We start from the raw sequence: 17,537 nt of genomic DNA, 5'->3' as shown, positions 1-17,537 counted from the left end.
ACGAAATCGAGAATCTAATGAGTGACTATAAAACTACCCTGAATTTGCCGGAAACAGGGTTCCCGATGCGTGGCGATCTCGCCAAGCGCGAACCCGATATGCTGAAACGTTGGTACGATCAGGATCTGTACGGGATTATTCGTAGCGCCAAGCAGGGTAAAAAAACCTTTATCCTGCACGATGGCCCCCCGTACGCCAACGGCAACATTCACATTGGTCACTCGGTTAACAAGATTCTTAAAGACATTATTATCAAGTCCAAGGGGCTTTCCGGCTATGACTCGCCCTATGTTCCGGGCTGGGACTGTCATGGTCTGCCTATCGAGCTGAAAGTTGAACAGTTGGTCGGCAAGCCGGGCGAAAAAGTCAGCGCGGCAGAATTCCGTCAGGAGTGCCGTAAGTACGCGGCAGAGCAGGTTGCCGGACAGAAAAAAGACTTCATTCGACTGGGCGTACTGGGCGAGTGGGATCATCCTTACCTGACGATGGACTTCGACACCGAAGCCAACATCATCCGCGCGTTGGGCAAAATCATCGCTAACGGTCATCTGCACAAAGGCGCGAAGCCGGTGCACTGGTGCGCCGACTGTGGTTCCGCACTGGCGGAAGCGGAAGTCGAATACTATGACAAAACGTCGCCTTCCATTGATGTCGCTTTCAGCGCGGTAGACCCTTCCGCCGTGGCGGCGAAGTTTGGCGTTTCAGCCGATGCGGTAGTCGGTTCCATCTCTCTGGTGATTTGGACGACGACCCCGTGGACCCTGCCGGCTAACCGCGCTATCTCCCTGAATGCGGAATTCATTTACCAGCTGGTGCAGGTTGATGGTCAGGCGCTGATTCTGGCGGCGGATCTGGTTGAAAGCGTGATGCAGCGTCTGGGCGTTTCCGAATGGAAGGTGCTGGGCGAGTGCGAGGGTAACGCGCTGGAACTGATGCGCTTCAATCACCCGTTCATGGGCTTCGATGTCCCGGCGATTCTGGGCGACCACGTTACGCTGGATGCCGGTACGGGCGCGGTCCATACCGCGGGCGGACATGGTCCGGACGATTACGTCATCAGTCAGAAATATCAGCTGGAAATCGCCAACCCGGTAGGTCCAAACGGTTGCTATCTGCCGGGTACATTCCCGGGACTGGACGGTCTGTTCGTCTTCAAGGCTAACGATACTGTTGTTGAAATGCTGCGCGAACGCGGCGTGCTGCTGCACGTTGAAAAACTGCTGCACAGCTATCCTTGCTGCTGGCGTCACAAAACGCCGATTATCTTCCGCGCGACGCCGCAGTGGTTTATCAGCATGGATCAGAAAGGGCTGCGTAAGCAGTCGCTGTCGGAAATCAAAGATGTGCAGTGGATCCCGGACTGGGGCCAGGCGCGTATCGAAACCATGGTCACGAACCGCCCAGACTGGTGTATTTCCCGTCAGCGTACCTGGGGCGTGCCGATGTCGCTGTTCGTGCACAAAGACACCGAAGAACTGCATCCGCGCAGCGTGGAGCTGATGGAAGCCGTCGCTAAACGCGTTGAGCAGGATGGCATTCAGGCATGGTGGGATCTGGACCCGGCGGAGCTGCTGGGCGAAGACGCCGCCAACTACGTCAAAGTGCCTGATACGCTGGACGTGTGGTTTGATTCCGGTTCTACCCATGCTTCAGTGGTCGACGTGCGTCCGGAGTTCGGCGGCCACGAGGCGGATATGTATCTGGAAGGCTCCGACCAGCATCGCGGCTGGTTCATGTCTTCTCTGATGATCTCTACCGCTATCAAAGGTAAAGCGCCGTACCGTCAGGTACTGACTCACGGTTTCACCGTGGATGGACAGGGCCGCAAAATGTCCAAGTCCATCGGTAACACAGTCAGCCCGCAGGACGTCATGGATAAACTGGGCGCCGACATTCTGCGCCTGTGGATCGGTTCCACCGACTACTCCGGCGAGATCGCGGTGTCCGATGAAATCCTGAAACGTTCCGCCGATGCTTACCGCCGTATCCGTAACACCGCCCGCTTCCTGCTGGCGAACCTGAACGGTTTCGATCCGGCTCAGCATAGCGTGGCACCTCAGGATATGGTCGTGCTGGATCGCTGGGCGGTCGGTTGCGCGAAAGCGGCGCAGGAAGAGATTCTGGATGCGTACGAAAACTACGACTTCCACCGCGTAGTACAGCGCCTGATGCAGTTCTGCTCGATCGAAATGGGATCGTTCTACCTCGATATCATCAAAGATCGCCAGTACACCGCGAAGAGCGACAGCGTCGCGCGTCGCAGCTGTCAGACGGCCCTGTTCCACATCGCCGAAGCGCTGGTGCGCTGGATGGCGCCGATCCTCTCCTTTACTGCGGATGAAATCTGGGCTTACCTGCCGGGCGAGCGCGCGCAGTACGTCTTTACCGAAGAGTGGTATGACGGCCTGTTCGGTCTTGACGGCGATGAAAGCATGAATGAGGCTTTCTGGGCCGATATGCTGCAAATCCGCAGCGAAGTGAACAAGGTCATCGAGCAGGCGCGTAACGACAAGCACATCCGTGGTTCTCTGGAAGCGGCTGTTACGCTGTATGCGGATAGCGCGTTGACTGAGAAGCTGAATCAGCTGCAGCCTGAGCTGCATTTCGCGCTGCTGACCTCGAAAGCGACCATCGCCTCTTACGACGATGCGCCTGCGGACGCTCAGCAGACGGAATTATCAGGGCTGAAAATTGTCCTTGATAAGGCTGACGGCGAGAAATGTCCGCGCTGCTGGCATTTTGAAACGGATATCGGGACTGACTCCGAGCATCCTGAAGTGTGCGGTCGCTGTGCCACCAATGTCGGTGGTGCGGGCGAAGTGCGTAAATTCGTCTAATGAGACACGCTATGAAATCAACGGGACTGCGCTGGCTTTGGCTGGCGCTGGTAGTGCTGGTAGTCGATCTGGGCAGCAAGCAGTGGGTCATGACTCACTTTCAGTTGGGTGAGTCGCTGCCGCTGATCCCATTCTTTAATCTGACGTATGCCCATAATCCGGGCGCAGCGTTCAGTTTCCTGGCTGATAAAGATGGTTGGCAGCGTTGGTTCTTTGCGGTGATCGCGCTGGCGATCACCGCGGCTCTGCTGGTACTAATGTATCGCTCCAGCGCCAGTCAGAAGCTGAATAACATGGCTTACGCCATGATTATCGGCGGCGCGGTGGGTAACCTGACCGATCGCATAGTTCATGGCTATGTGATTGACTTTGTTGATTTCTATATCAATGACTGGCACTACCCCATCTTCAATATCGCCGATGCGGGCATCTGTATCGGAGCATTGTTGATTGTGCTCGAAGGCTTTTTCGTGTCCTCTGAGAAGAAAAAAGCCGAAGGTAAATAACGCATGTCTGAACGTGTTGAGAACCACAGTACCGTACTGGTGCATTTCACGTTGACCCTGGAAGACGGATCGGTGGCGGAAAATACTCAGCGCAGCGGAAAACCGGCTCGGTTTCGGCTGGGGGACGGCAGTTTGTCCCCCGAGCTGGAGCAGCAGCTGTTAGGGCTTCAGGTAGGCGATAAGCGTCGCTTCAGCCTGCCGCCCGAATCCGCCTTTGGCGATGCCAATCCCGATTTGATTCAGTTCTTCCTGCGACGCGACTTCGCTGAAACCGGCGTGCCCGACGTGGGAACGATTATGCTGTTCAGCGGCGTTGGCGGTCAGGATATGCCGGGCATTATTCAGGAAGTGGCGGAAGAGTCTGTCACCGTCGATTTCAATCATCCGCTGGCCGGACACACCATCACGTTCGACATCGACGTGCAGGCTATCGATCCCCCGTTACAGGAGGAGAAGCATGAAAATCTTGCTGGCTAACCCCCGCGGGTTCTGTGCGGGCGTTGACCGCGCCATCAGCATCGTGGAACGCGCGTTGGAGATTTACGGCGCGCCGATTTACGTGCGTCATGAGGTGGTGCATAACCGCTTTGTCGTTAACGGTCTGCGGGAACGCGGCGCTATTTTTATCGAGCAAATTGATGAAGTGCCGGACGGCGCTATCCTGATTTTCTCGGCGCACGGCGTTTCACAGGCGGTGCGCGCAGAGGCCAAAAGCCGTGATTTGAGCGTGTTTGACGCGACCTGTCCGCTGGTCACCAAGGTGCATATGGAAGTCGCGCGCGCCAGTCGGAAAGGGATGGAAGCGATTCTGATTGGCCACGCGGGGCATCCCGAAGTCGAAGGCACCATGGGGCAGTACAACAACCCTGAGGGCGGGATGTATCTGGTCGAAAGCCCGAAGGACGTGTATGCGTTGCAGGTGAAGCACGAAGACCATTTGTGTTTCATGACGCAAACGACTCTATCCGTTGATGACACCTATGCGGTGATTGATGCCCTGAGGGCGCGTTTCCCCAAAATCATCGGGCCGCGTAAGGACGATATCTGCTATGCGACGACGAATCGGCAGGAAGCTGTGCGTAATTTATCCAGTGAAGCTGATGTCGTGCTGGTGGTCGGATCGAAAAACTCCTCCAACTCAAACCGTCTGGCGGAGCTGGCTCAGCGCGTCGGCAAGCGCTCTTATCTCATTGACTCGGCGGACGACATTCAGGAAGCCTGGTTCAACAATGCGGCCTGTGTCGGCGTCACGGCCGGAGCCTCCGCGCCTGACGTTCTGGTGCAGGAGGTCGTACAGCGTCTCCAGTCGTTGGGCGGCGAAGTGGCGCACGAGATGGTCGGACGCGAGGAAAACATCGTGTTCGAAGTGCCGAAAGAACTGCGTGTTGAAATTAAACAGGTCGACTGACGATCTGACTGAGCGACAGCCCGTTCGGTGCTGTCGTTTCCCCCTTCCCGAAAATATTTCCCTGCGTTGAAACTGCATGTTTATGCGTTATAGTGGTGAATCTGCATGATGCCTCGAATACCGCAAAAAAGGGCATATAACGACTCTCAATGAGTGGTGGCGCGGGTTGCAGAGGCGGGATACGTGCTCATTTTCGCCGGTCGGCACATCGCTTCATTTTCTGCCGTTCGGTTTGGTTACCCTGAATGCATTTTTTATGCACGACATGAATAAGAGAGAGAAGACATGAAGGATTCATCAATCCGTATTGCGATCGCCGGTGCTGGCGGGCGCATGGGGCGTCAGCTCATACAGGCCGTTGATCATGTTGATGGCGCGGTGCTGGGCGCGGCGTTGGAGCGAGCGGGCTCCACGCTGGTCGGCAGTGATGCCGGCGAACTGGCCGGGCTGGGGAAACGGAATGTGGTTGTTTCTGACTCCCTTGATGCCGTAAAGAACGACTTCGATGTTTTAATCGATTTCACGCGTCCTGAAGGCACATTGGCGCATCTGGCATTTTGTCGTCAGCACGCTAAATCTATGATTATCGGAACCACGGGCTTTGATGATGCGGGCAAAGCCGCGATTTCTCAGGCAGCGGCCGACATCGGCATCGTGTTCGCTGCCAACTTCAGCGTGGGTGTGAACGTGATGCTGAAGCTGCTGGAGAAAGCCGCGAAGGTTATGGGCGATTATACCGACATTGAAATCATCGAAGCGCATCACCGCCACAAAGTGGATGCCCCTTCGGGGACGGCGCTGGCCATGGGCGAATCCATCGCCGGCGCGCTGGGGCGCGATCTCAAAAGCTGCGCCGTCTATGCGCGTGAAGGCTATACCGGCGAGCGTGACCCGAAAAGCATTGGTTTCGCGACCGTTCGTGCGGGCGATATCGTCGGTGAACACACGGCCATGTTTGCGGATATCGGCGAACGCGTAGAGATAACCCACAAGGCTTCAAGTCGTATGACTTTTGCCAATGGCGCAGTCAGGGCTGCCATTTGGTTAAGGGCGCATAAATCAGGTCTTTATGACATGAAAGATGTGCTTGGTCTCGATGATTTGTGATTTTATGGTCTGGTGATTTAAATGTAACTATATGATTTAAATGGCACCTTTTGGGTGTCATTTTTGTTTTGTGCATAAAATATGTGTTTGATTGTTATATTTTAATTAACTCTTCTTATTTCGTTGTTTTCTTTTGTTTTATGGCTTGTTTTTGACTTCTGCGCTCTCTGTTTGGCGCAGTTGATGCGATATCAACCACATTTTTCGTCATCTTGGTGAGCAACCGTTTTCTTAAGCCATTTTATGTGTGTTTTTATGGCTATCGACTGGGATTATTGACTGAATACGTATAAACACAAGAAAAAATCCTGTTTTGGATGGACAATTGACCGGCCCGTCATTAAAATGCGCCCAATTTGCCGAAAATTTACCTTACAGGTGGTTTTTGCATTGATTTAGATCGGCGAATCTGAATTAATATGCAAATAACGTGATTGTTTATTCCTTGGAGGGTGTTTTGATTAAGTCAGCGCTATTGGTTCTGGAAGACGGAACCCAATTCCATGGCCGGGCCATTGGGGCAGAGGGATCGGCTGTGGGGGAAGTGGTCTTCAATACGTCGATGACCGGTTATCAAGAAATCCTCACTGATCCTTCCTATTCCCGCCAGATTGTTACTCTTACGTATCCTCACATTGGTAATGTCGGCGTCAACGCCAGCGACGAAGAATCCTCATCCATTCAGGCACAAGGCCTGATTATTCGCGACCTTCCCCTCATTGCCAGCAACTACCGCAGCCAGGAAAGCCTCTCCCACTACCTTCAGCGCAATAACATTGTGGCGATTGCGGATATCGATACCCGTAAGCTCACGCGTCTGCTGAGAGAAAAAGGCGCGCAAAATGGCTGCATCATTGTGGGCGATGCGGCGGATGCCGCGCTGGCGCTGGAAAAAGCGCGCTCATTCCCGGGCCTGAAAGGCATGGATTTGGCGAAAGAGGTGACGACTGCCGCCAGCTACGAGTGGCGTCAGGGGAGTTGGACGCTGCAAGGCGATCTGCCGACGCCGAAAGACGACAGCGAGCTGCCTTATCATGTGGTGGCCTACGACTACGGCGCCAAACGCAATATTCTGCGCATGCTGGTGGATCGCGGCTGCCGTCTGACGGTCGTTCCGGCCCAGACTTCCGCTGAAGATGTCTTGAAACTCAATCCAGATGGCGTGTTCCTGTCCAACGGTCCCGGCGACCCGGCGCCCTGCGATTACGCTATCGACGCCATCAAAACGCTATTGGACACCGAGATCCCGATCTTCGGCATTTGCCTGGGTCACCAACTGCTGGCGTTGGCCAGCGGCGCCGACACTATCAAAATGAAATTCGGCCACCACGGCGGCAACCACCCGGTGAAAGATCTGGATGCGGACTGCGTGATGATCACCGCTCAAAACCATGGCTTTGCGGTGGACGGAGCCTCACTCCCGGCGAATTTGCGCGTCACTCATACATCGCTGTTCGATGGCTCGCTGCAGGGCATTCACCGCACTGATAAACCGGCTTTCAGCTTCCAGGGACACCCTGAAGCCAGCCCGGGTCCGCACGATGCCGCGCCGCTGTTCGACCACTTTATCGAGCTGATTGAGTCTTACCGTAACACCCAATAACCAGAAGACGCTGAGTCGCGCCGCGCCGGGGAATCACCCTCGCACGGCGGCGAGTTAGCGGGTTCTCAGGAGCGAGAAATGCCAAAACGTACCGACATAAAAAGTATCCTCATTCTGGGCGCCGGCCCGATCGTCATCGGTCAGGCGTGCGAGTTCGACTACTCTGGGGCGCAGGCATGTAAGGCGCTGCGTGAAGAGGGCTACCGCGTCATTCTGGTGAACTCCAACCCGGCGACGATCATGACTGACCCGGAGATGGCCGACGCCACCTACATCGAGCCGATTCACTGGGAAGTGGTGCGCAAAATCATCGATAAAGAGCGTCCGGATGCGGTGCTGCCGACGATGGGCGGGCAGACGGCGTTGAACTGCGCGCTGGAGCTGGAGCGTCGCGGCGTACTGGAAGAGTTCGGCGTCACGATGATCGGCGCGACCGCCGATGCCATCGACAAAGCGGAAGATCGTCGTCGTTTCGATATCGCCATGAAGAAAATCGGGCTGGATACCGCCCGCTCCGGCATTGCGCATACGATGGAAGAAGCGCTGGCCGTGGCGGCTGACGTGGGCTTCCCCTGCATTATCCGTCCGTCCTTTACGATGGGCGGCACTGGCGGCGGCATCGCCTACAACCGCGAAGAGTTCGAAGAGATCTGTACTCGCGGTCTGGACCTTTCTCCGACCAATGAGCTGCTGATTGATGAGTCGCTGATTGGCTGGAAAGAGTATGAGATGGAAGTGGTGCGGGACAAGAATGATAACTGCATCATCGTCTGCTCTATCGAGAACCTCGACGCGATGGGGATCCACACCGGTGACTCCATCACCGTGGCTCCGGCACAAACGCTGACGGACAAGGAATACCAGATCATGCGTAACGCTTCGATGGCGGTGCTGCGTGAAATCGGCGTTGAAACCGGCGGCTCCAACGTGCAGTTCTCGGTTAACCCGAAAAATGGCCGTCTCATCGTCATTGAGATGAACCCGCGCGTCTCCCGTTCATCGGCGCTGGCCTCTAAAGCCACCGGTTTCCCGATCGCGAAAATCGCCGCAAAGCTGGCGGTGGGCTACACGCTGGACGAACTGATGAACGATATCACCGGCGGGCGGACGCCGGCGTCGTTCGAACCGTCTATCGACTATGTCGTCACCAAGATCCCGCGCTTCAACTTCGAAAAATTCGCGGGCTCGAACGATCGCCTGACGACGCAGATGAAGTCGGTGGGCGAAGTGATGGCGATTGGCCGCACGCAGCAGGAGTCGCTGCAAAAAGCGTTGCGCGGACTGGAAGTGGGCGCGACCGGGTTTGACCCGAAAGTGGATCTGGACGATCCCGAGGCGCTGACCACCATTCGCCGCGAGCTGAAAGACGCGGGCGGCGATCGCATCTGGTATCTGGCCGATGCTTTCCGCGCCGGGATGTCGGTAGACGGCGTTTTCAACCTGACCAATATCGATCGCTGGTTCCTGGTACAGATTGAAGAGCTGGTGCGTTTGGAAGAGCAGGTGGCGGAAGAAGGGGCGAACAGCCTGACGCCGGAGTTCCTGCGGATGCTGAAGCGTAAAGGCTTTGCCGATGCGCGTCTGGCGACGCTGGCGGGCGTCTCTGAAGGCGAAATTCGTAAGCTGCGCGACAAGTACAACCTGCACCCGGTCTACAAACGCGTGGATACCTGCGCCGCCGAATTCTCGACGGATACGGCTTATCTGTACTCGACTTATGAAGACGAGTGCGAAGCCAACCCGAACACCGACCGCGATAAAATCATGGTGCTGGGCGGCGGGCCGAACCGTATCGGTCAGGGTATCGAGTTCGACTACTGCTGCGTACATGCCTCGCTGGCGCTGCGGGAAGACGGCTACGAAACCATCATGGTCAACTGCAACCCGGAAACCGTCTCTACAGACTATGACACTTCCGATCGTCTCTACTTCGAGCCGGTCACGCTGGAAGACGTACTGGAAATCGTCCGCATCGAAAAACCGAAGGGCGTGATCGTCCAGTACGGCGGCCAGACGCCGCTGAAGCTGGCGCGTGAGCTGGAAGCGGCCGGCGTACCGGTGATTGGCACCAGTCCGGATGCTATTGACCGTGCGGAAGACCGCGAACGTTTCCAGCAGGCGGTTGACCGTCTGGGCCTGAAACAGCCTGCGAACGCCACGGTTGTCGCCATCGACCAGGCGGTAGAAAAAGCGGCGGGCCTCGGTTATCCGTTGGTAGTGCGTCCTTCGTATGTTCTGGGTGGTCGTGCGATGGAAATCGTCTACGACGAAACGGACCTGCGCCGTTACTTCCAGACGGCGGTCAGCGTCTCCAACGATGCGCCGGTACTGCTGGACCGCTTCCTGGACGACGCAGTGGAAGTGGATGTGGACGCCATCTGCGACGGCGAACAGGTGTTGATCGGCGGCATCATGGAACACATCGAGCAGGCTGGGGTTCACTCCGGCGACTCCGCGTGTTCGCTGCCGGCGTACACCCTGAGCAAAGAGATTCAGGATGTGATGCGTCAGCAGGTCGAAAAACTGGCGTTCGAACTGGCGGTACGCGGGTTGATGAACGTGCAGTTCGCGGTCAAGAACAACGAAGTGTATCTGATTGAGGTGAACCCGCGTGCGGCGCGTACCGTGCCATTCGTCTCCAAGGCGACCGGCGTGCCGTTGGCGAAAGTGGCGGCGCGCGTCATGGCGGGCAAAACGCTGGCCGAGCAGGGCGTCACCCAAGAAGTGATTCCGCCTTATTACTCGGTCAAAGAAGTGGTGTTGCCGTTTAATAAATTCCCGGGCGTCGACCCTATTTTGGGGCCGGAAATGCGTTCGACCGGCGAAGTCATGGGCGTAGGCCGCACGTTTGCGGAAGCGTTCGCCAAAGCCATGCTGGGCAGTAGCTCCGCCATGAAGAAAAATGGCCGGGCGCTGCTGTCGGTACGTGAAGGCGACAAAGGACGCGTTGTAGATCTGGCGGCCAAGCTGCTGAAGCATGGGTTTGAGCTGGATGCGACTCACGGCACCGCGGTGGTGCTGGGTGAGGCGGGTATCAATCCGCGTCTGGTCAACAAGGTGCACGAAGGCCGTCCGCACATTCAGGATCGCATCAAGAACGGCGAGTACGCTTATATCGTGAATACGACGGCGGGTCGTCAGGCGATTGAGGACTCCAAGCTGATCCGTCGCAGCGCGCTGCAGTACAAAGTGCACTACGACACCACTATGAACGGAGGATTTGCTACCGCGATGTCGCTGAATGCCGATCCGACGGAACAGGTGACTTCCGTGCAGGAAATGCACGCGAAAATCAGCCAATAACGCTCGCTATACGGGGCGTAGATGACGGGCCGATCGGCCCGTTTTTTTATTGATATTTCATTGTGTTGAATCTCTATTTGGCAGCATAAATGACTCCTTTTCCTGAAAAAGACGCATTTAGCGTCTACGCTTAAAGGGTGACCCAAACGTGTGCGGATGAGCATTTTTTATCCGTCTGAACATCCTTTATCAGGAGATAAGTATGGCTTCGCATGAGAAAGAAGGTCAGTCCTCACATTCCGCTTTGACCGGCAAAAATCCGGTCGACGCTTATCCCCAGCCTCCGTTTCCCAGTCAGCCGCAAACCCCGCCGGGGCTGGCAAGTAAAATGCAGCCGCTGCCGGATCATGGCGAGAAAAGCTATCGCGGAACAGGTCGCCTGCAGGGCCGCAAAGCGTTGGTGACCGGCGGCGATTCCGGTATTGGCCGCGCGGTGGCGATCGCCTATGCGCGAGAAGGGGCCGATGTCGCGATCAACTATCTGCCGGAAGAAGAGTCTGACGCGAAAGAAGTCATTGAGCTGATTCGCGCCGAAGGGCGCACGGCGGTGGCGATACCGGGCGATATTCGCGACGAAGCGTTCTGCCATAAGCTGGTGGACGAAGCGGTACATAAGCTGGGCGGACTGGATATTCTGGTCAACAACGCCGGACGCCAGCAGTACGTAGAATCCATCGCACAGCTGACGACCGAAGCGTTCGACGCCACGTTCAAAACCAATGTCTATGCGCCGTTCTGGATCAGCAAAGCCGCGTTGCAACACATGAAACCCGGCTCGGCGATCATCAACACGACCTCGGTGCAGGCCTTCAACCCCAGCGCCATTCTGCTGGATTACGCGCAGACCAAAGCCTGTAATGTGGCGTTCACCAAGGCGCTGGCGAAGCAGGTCACCGGCAAAGGGATTCGCGTGAATGCGGTCGCGCCGGGACCTTACTGGACGGCGCTACAGTCCAGCGGCGGTCAGCCGATGGAGATGGTGCAGCAGTTTGCCGCGAGTTCGCCGATGGGGCGTCCCGGTCAGCCGGTGGAAATCGCGCCGCTGTATGTCACGCTGGCGTCGGCGGAAGCCAGTTATACGTCCGGTCAGGTATGGTGTGCGGACGGCGGCACCGGCACGCTGTAGTCTTCAAGCTGTTTTGGTGCGTGGCGCGGCGATGCGCCGTTCCACGCTGTTTCATTGAAGTCAGGTCATCACGGCACCGCCGCCCTGATTGTCACGCCAGATTTACGCCGATCCTGCTTTACGCTTCCTCCGTTTCATCTCCCTGATTAGCTGCCATAATCCCTATCGTCATCAAAGCCATTGCGTCAAATCCGTGCATAATGTTGTCAAATCACGCTGTGGCTTTAGCCCATAGGGCCGAAAGCCGTGAGTGACTGTCGCTGCCTGGGTGACGTGCGTCAGCGTGAATTCTCGGGACTTTTGAGGTCGGGTCGGAGCATCAACATGATCAGTTCAGATATCGCCCAACGGGACATCACCCGGTTGTGTATTCAATGTGCGCTGATGCTGCTACAGCACGGCGCGGAAAGTACGGTCGTCGAGCAGCTACCGTCGCGTCTGGGAAAAGCGCTGGGCGTCGATAGCGTGGAGAGTTCCATTTCCGCTAACGCCGTGGTGCTGAGCACCATCGTCAATGGACACTGTTTGACGACCACGCGCAGAAACGAAGATCGCGGCATCAATATGCACGTCGTCACGGAGGTGCAGCATGTCGTGATTATGGCTGAACATCATCTGCTGGGCGTTGAGGAGGTGGCGAAACGGCTCAATAACATCAAGCCGCTGCGCTATCCGCGCTGGATTGTCGTGAGCATCGTCGCGCTCTCTTGCGGCTGTTTCAGCCGATTGAACGGCGGCGGCTGGGATGCATTCCTCATCGCGCTGCTCGCCAGCGGGCTTGCGATGTATGTGCGCCAACTGCTGACAGCCCGCAGTTTTAATCCGCTGATCAACTTCTGCATCACCGCCTTTGTTGCCACCTCTGCCTCCGGTTTGCTGATGCGCGTACCGGGCCTGGAGAACTCCGCCACGGTGGCGATGGCGGCCAGCGTGCTGCTGTTGGTGCCTGGCTTCCCTTTGATTAACGCGGTGGCTGATATGTTTAAAGGACACGTCAATACCGGGCTGGCGCGCTGGGCGATCGCCAGTTTGTTGACGCTCTCCACCTGCATCGGCGTGGTGTCGGCAATGGCGATATGGGGGCTACGCGGATGGGCCTAGATCTTCTCTGGTTACTGTTGCAGGATATGGCGCTGGCCGCCGTGCCGGCGCTCGGTTTCGCCATCGTGTTCAACGTACCGGTCAGGGCGCTGCACTATTGCGCCGCGCTCGGGGCGCTGGGACATGGCTCCCGCTTTCTGATGATCCATTTCGGCCTGCATATCGAATGGGCTTCCATGCTGGCCGCGATTCTGATTGGTGCGCTGGGGATTCACTGGTCGCGCTGGCTGCTGGCGCACCCCAAAGTGTTTACCGTTGCGGCGGTGATCCCGATGTTCCCCGGCATCTCCGCCTATACCGCGATGATCTCGGTGGTGGAGCTGTCGCATCAGGGCTACAGCGAAGCGTTGATGCAGCAGTTGATTACCCAATTTCTCAAGGCCAGCTTCATTGTCGGCGCGCTCTCCATTGGACTGTCGCTGCCCGGATTGTGGGTTTATCACCGGCGTCCGGGGGTATGACAAATCAGAGACCTCTGAGAACAAATTTGGATACCGTTCATTTATCGACGCCCGAACCGGCTTTCCGTATAGTGGCAACAATTTTTTTGCCTACAGGGTTCTACCATGGTTATTAGTTTGATTGCGGCGATGGCGGTGGATCGGGTTATTGGGATGGAAAATGCCATGCCCTGGCATCTCCCTGCCGATCTGGCGTGGTTCAAGCGTAATACGCTCGATAAGCCGATTGTGATGGGACGCAACACGTTCCGCTCCATCGGTCAGCCGCTGCCGGGACGGCGTAATATCGTGATCAGCAGTCAGCCGGGCGACGATGACCGCGTAATTTGGGTGACGTCACCGGAGGCCGCACTGGCGGAGGCGGGCGATGTCGAAGAGATCATGGTCATCGGCGGGGGCAGTATCTACCGACAGATGTTGCCTCTGGCGCAACGGCTTTATCTGACGCACATTGATGCCGAGGTCGAAGGAGACACTCACTTCCCGGACTATGAGCCGGATGAGTGGCGCTCCACGTTCAGCGAGTTTCACGAAGCGGATGAACGTAACTCTCATCACTACTGCTTCGAAATACTGGAACGTCGCTAACCCCCCATCTTCTCAAACCCGCCTGTCGGCGGGTTTTTTTATCTCCCGAATCATGCCTCTCATGCCGCCCGTGGTCAGATTTCTTACACTCAGATGAATGTCACTTTTCGGTAATATTATTCACCTATCTTTATCCGCTACCGTAAGTCCGTTTTCATGCCGTACGTTCGCCGTGCGGCTCGCCTATCCGAAATGAGGAAATAGAACGATGACGAGCAATGTGGATAACGTGAAGGCCGAAAATCAGGTTGATGCAGGTCGCCGCCGACTGGTGTTTGGCGGAGCAGGGGCGTTGGGAATGGCCAGTTTTCTGGGTGGCGGCGTTTTGTCGTTCGGCGTCCGTGCGCAGAGTACGCCATCGGGCAGTGCGTTACTCGGTTTTAAAGGGATAGCGGCTTCCGCCGCGGATGAGGTGATCGTCCCGCCGGGCTATCGTGCCGAGGTGCTGATTTCGTGGGGCGATCCGCTGGTGGATGGCGCGGCGGCGTTCGATCCTCATGGGCGTAACACCGCGGCGGAGCAAGCCCTGCAATTCGGGGATAACAATGACGGCATGAGTTTCTTTCCGATAGACGAACGCCACGGCGTCATGGCGATCAACAACGAATACGTCAATGAACCCTACCTTTTTGCCCACGGCGGCAAGAAGGCCGCCAGTCTCGAAGATGTGCGCAAATCTCAGGCCGCGCACGGGGTTTCTATCGTCGCCGTGCAGCGCGTCGGCGACTCCGTAAGCTGGCAGGTCATGCGCCCGTCGCGCTACAACCGCCGCATCACCGCGACCACGCCCATGACGTTCAGCGGGCCGGCCGCCGGTCACGCCTTACTGCAAACCGCGGCGGATCCGACCGGTACCCGCGTGCTGGGTACGTTCGGCAACTGCGCTAACGGCAAAACGCCGTGGGGCACCTACCTCACCTGTGAAGAAAACTTCGATACCTATTTTGGTACGCGTGACGCCAACTATCGCACGACGCCGGATCAGGAGCGCTATACGCTGGAGGTGAACGAGCCGGAGCGTAACTGGGTCGACTTCGACGAACGCTTCGACGTGAGCCGTCATCCAAATGAGTTCAACCGACACGGCTGGATTGTGGAGATTGATCCGTTGGATCCGACGTCGACGCCCATCAAGCGTACGGCGCTGGGGCGCTTTAAACATGAAAATGCGGCGGTCACCGTGGCGCAGGATGGGCGGCTGGTGGTGTATATGGGGGACGATGAGCGCGGCGAATTCATCTACAAATATGTGTCCCATGCGAAGGTGGATCACGTCAATCCGGCGAACAACCATCGCCTGCTGGATGAAGGCACGCTGTATGTGGCCCAGTTTGACGGCGATGCGGCAGGCACGCCGCTGAAAGGGACAGGGCGTTGGATTGCGTTGACGTTCGGAGAGAACGGACTGACGCCGGACAATGGTTTTCACAGTCAGGCGGAAGTCGTGACCTTCGCTCGTAAAGCGGCATCGCAGGTGGGCGCGACCCGCATGGATCGTCCCGAGTGGATCGCGGTTAATCCGCACGATGGTCGTGCTTACTGCACGCTGACTAACAACAGTAAGCGTGGTGAGACTGGCATGCCGGTAAATCCCGCCAACCCGCGTCCGAAGAACATCTATGGACAGATTATTCGCTGGGACGAACACGGCGACGCCACGGCCAGAGCATTCGAGTGGGATATGTATGCGCTGTGCGGCAACCCGATCGCGCACCCGGAAGGCGTCAATCGCGGGACGCCTAACATCACGGCGGAGAATACCTTTAATAGTCCAGATGGGCTGGGATTCGACAGGGAAGGGCGGCTGTGGATTTTGACGGACGGCAATTACAGCAACACGGGTGAGTTCGTTGGGCAGGGCAATAATCAGATGTTGGCGGGCGATCCTCTCAGCGGTGAAATCAAACGTTTCATGGTGGGACCGAAATCCTGCGAATTAACCGGTATCACCTTCACGCAGGATTATCGAACGATGTTCGTCAATGTGCAGCATCCGGGCGAAGAGGGCGATTCGCACTTCCCGCACAACAGCGTGCGGCCCCGCTCTTCGGTAGTGATGGTGACGCGGCGGGACGGCGGCGTGATTGGCGCGTAGGACCATGATTCGAACGTTGAGGTCAACGATAGTCTGCTTAATGATGACCTGGGAGCATTGAAACGCGCTCTCACGTGAGCAAAAAAAGAGATGCCGAATGGCATCTCTTTTTACTTTTCAGCAGTCATCGTTAACGATGAGCGCCGCTTAGACTTTGGCTCGTTACTCGGCGTTTGGCGCGTTGTCATCCCGCCGAACGAACTGAGACGGCTGGCGGTAATAGCGCTGCGTTTCCCAGTGAAGCAGCGTTAGCGAGCCGCCCCAGCAGCAGCCGGTATCCAGCGCGAAAATGCCTTCCGGCGTGCCTTTGCCTTCCAGCGATGCCCAGTGCCCGAAGGCGATGGCGTATTCGCTCGGCACCGGTCCAGGTAAATTGAACCACGGTTTAAGCAGGGAAGGTGCCTGCGCCGGCGGCGTTTTGCACATCATATCCAGCTGTCCGCCGTTAAAGCAGTAGCGCATGCGGGTGAAGACATTGGTGCTGAAGCGCAGGCGCGGCAGTCCGCTAAGCTCCGGCAGCCAGTTATTCGGCATGTCGCCGTACATCGCATCCAGAAACAACGGATAGCTGTCGCTGCTCAGGATGGACTCGACTTCGTGCGCGCACATCTGCGCCGTGTCCAGATCCCACTGCGGCGTGATCCCGGCGTGGGCCATCACCAGCTTGAGATCTTCATCGACCTGCAGCACCGGCTGACGACGCAGCCAGTTGATGAGATCGTCGATATCCGGCGCGGCGAGCAACGCTTCCAGCCGGTCTTTGGTTTTGGGACGGCTGATGCCGGCGTAAACCGCCAGCAGATGCAGGTCGTGATTGCCTAAAACCATGCGCACCGAGGAGCCTAGCGAACGTACGAAACGCAGCACCCGCAATGAATCGGGGCCGCGGGCGACGAGGTCGCCGGTCAGCCACAGCGTATCCCGCGCGGGATCGAAAGAAACTTGCGCCAATAGCGCTTCCAGTTCAACGAAACAGCCGTGAACGTCGCCAACAAGATAGGTAGCCATAATTAGTGTATCAGTGAAGGGATTGCCAGACGGAATACCGGGATAGATTCCTGGAAAGTCTCACCCTGATGGTCGAGCATCTGGTAGTGGCCTTCCATCGTTCCCAACGGCGTTTCGAGAATGGCGCCGCTGGTGTATTGGAATTCACTGCCGGGATGAATGACGGGCTGAACGCCGATGACGCCTTCGCCCTGAACTTCAGTCTGACGCCCGTTGCTGTTGGTGATGAGCCAGTAACGGCTCATCAGTTTGACGTCGTGGCGTCCCAGATTGCGGATCGTGATGGTGTAAGCAAAGACGTAGCGATCTTCTTCCGGCGCAGACTGTGCTTCTACGTAGAAACTCTGAACCTGTATGCAAACTCGGGGCGCGTTGATCATGACGACAACTCCAG

At 56.9% G+C, this 17,537-nt stretch carries 14 protein-coding genes; 12 read left to right on the top strand and 2 right to left on the bottom strand.

Translation table 11 applies throughout. From position 1 onward, the window contains the following. Positions 1–17: 17 nt before the first annotated feature. From ileS to CKQ53_RS02690, 12 genes are all read left to right on the top strand, one after another. Positions 18–2,837 (top strand): isoleucine--tRNA ligase, encoded by a 2,820-nt coding sequence (gene ileS / locus CKQ53_RS02745; RefSeq protein WP_094118083.1) that lies wholly within the window; start codon positions 18–20, stop codon positions 2,835–2,837. A gap of 11 nt (positions 2,838–2,848) precedes the next feature. Further along, entirely contained in the window at positions 2,849–3,343 is a 495-nt protein-coding gene (gene lspA, locus CKQ53_RS02740) for a signal peptidase II (protein ID WP_409359754.1), read from the top strand. A 3-nt stretch (positions 3,344–3,346) separates the two neighbouring features. After that, the gene (fkpB, locus tag CKQ53_RS02735) at positions 3,347–3,820 is read left to right on the top strand and encodes an FKBP-type peptidyl-prolyl cis-trans isomerase (RefSeq protein WP_094118085.1); all 474 of its coding nucleotides are present in this window, start codon (positions 3,347–3,349) and stop codon (positions 3,818–3,820) included. Then, on the top strand, positions 3,801–4,751 hold the full coding sequence (gene ispH, locus CKQ53_RS02730; protein WP_118894619.1) for a 4-hydroxy-3-methylbut-2-enyl diphosphate reductase: 951 nt from the start codon (positions 3,801–3,803) through the stop codon (positions 4,749–4,751). The genes fkpB and ispH overlap by 20 nt, the downstream gene beginning before the upstream one ends. A 285-nt stretch (positions 4,752–5,036) precedes the next feature. After that, positions 5,037–5,858, top strand: a complete 822-nt coding sequence (gene dapB, locus CKQ53_RS02725) for a 4-hydroxy-tetrahydrodipicolinate reductase (RefSeq protein WP_094118086.1) — start codon at positions 5,037–5,039, stop codon at positions 5,856–5,858. Positions 5,859–6,315: 457 nt separating this feature from the next. Continuing rightward, positions 6,316–7,461: a glutamine-hydrolyzing carbamoyl-phosphate synthase small subunit gene (gene carA / locus CKQ53_RS02720; protein WP_094118087.1), complete on the top strand. Its 1,146-nt coding sequence runs from the start codon at positions 6,316–6,318 to the stop codon at positions 7,459–7,461. A gap of 78 nt (positions 7,462–7,539) precedes the next feature. Next, on the top strand, positions 7,540–10,764 hold the full coding sequence (carB, locus tag CKQ53_RS02715) for a carbamoyl-phosphate synthase large subunit (RefSeq protein WP_094118088.1): 3,225 nt from the start codon (positions 7,540–7,542) through the stop codon (positions 10,762–10,764). 202 nt (positions 10,765–10,966) lie between these two features. After that, complete coding sequence (locus tag CKQ53_RS02710) at positions 10,967–11,890, top strand: SDR family oxidoreductase (protein WP_085651799.1); 924 nt, start codon at positions 10,967–10,969, stop codon at positions 11,888–11,890. Between the two features lie 324 nt (positions 11,891–12,214). Beyond that, entirely contained in the window at positions 12,215–12,991 is a 777-nt protein-coding gene (locus tag CKQ53_RS02705; protein WP_085651800.1) for a threonine/serine exporter family protein, read from the top strand. Then, the gene (locus tag CKQ53_RS02700) at positions 12,982–13,452 is read left to right on the top strand and encodes a threonine/serine exporter (RefSeq protein ID WP_085651801.1); all 471 of its coding nucleotides are present in this window, start codon (positions 12,982–12,984) and stop codon (positions 13,450–13,452) included. The genes CKQ53_RS02705 and CKQ53_RS02700 overlap by 10 nt, the downstream gene beginning before the upstream one ends. Before the next feature lie 105 nt (positions 13,453–13,557). Then, complete coding sequence (folA, locus tag CKQ53_RS02695) at positions 13,558–14,040, top strand: type 3 dihydrofolate reductase (protein WP_094118089.1); 483 nt, start codon at positions 13,558–13,560, stop codon at positions 14,038–14,040. Between the two features lie 208 nt (positions 14,041–14,248). After that, positions 14,249–16,135 carry a PhoX family protein gene (locus CKQ53_RS02690; RefSeq protein WP_094118090.1) on the top strand — a complete coding sequence of 629 codons (1,887 nt, stop codon included), beginning with the start codon at positions 14,249–14,251 and terminating at the stop codon, positions 16,133–16,135. A gap of 162 nt (positions 16,136–16,297) precedes the next feature. On the opposite strand, the gene apaH is transcribed toward CKQ53_RS02690, so the two are convergent. Further along, on the bottom strand, positions 16,298–17,143 hold the full coding sequence (gene apaH, locus CKQ53_RS02685) for a bis(5'-nucleosyl)-tetraphosphatase (symmetrical) ApaH (RefSeq protein WP_094118091.1): 846 nt from the start codon (positions 17,141–17,143) through the stop codon (positions 16,298–16,300). A gap of 2 nt (positions 17,144–17,145) precedes the next feature. Further along, on the bottom strand, positions 17,146–17,523 hold the full coding sequence (apaG, locus tag CKQ53_RS02680; protein ID WP_026739075.1) for a Co2+/Mg2+ efflux protein ApaG: 378 nt from the start codon (positions 17,521–17,523) through the stop codon (positions 17,146–17,148). Between the last annotated feature and the right edge of the window lie 14 nt (positions 17,524–17,537).

The organism is Lonsdalea britannica (genome assembly GCF_003515985.1).
Classification (GTDB): domain Bacteria; phylum Pseudomonadota; class Gammaproteobacteria; order Enterobacterales; family Enterobacteriaceae; genus Lonsdalea; species Lonsdalea britannica.
This window is presented reverse-complemented; position numbering and strand designations above follow the sequence as displayed.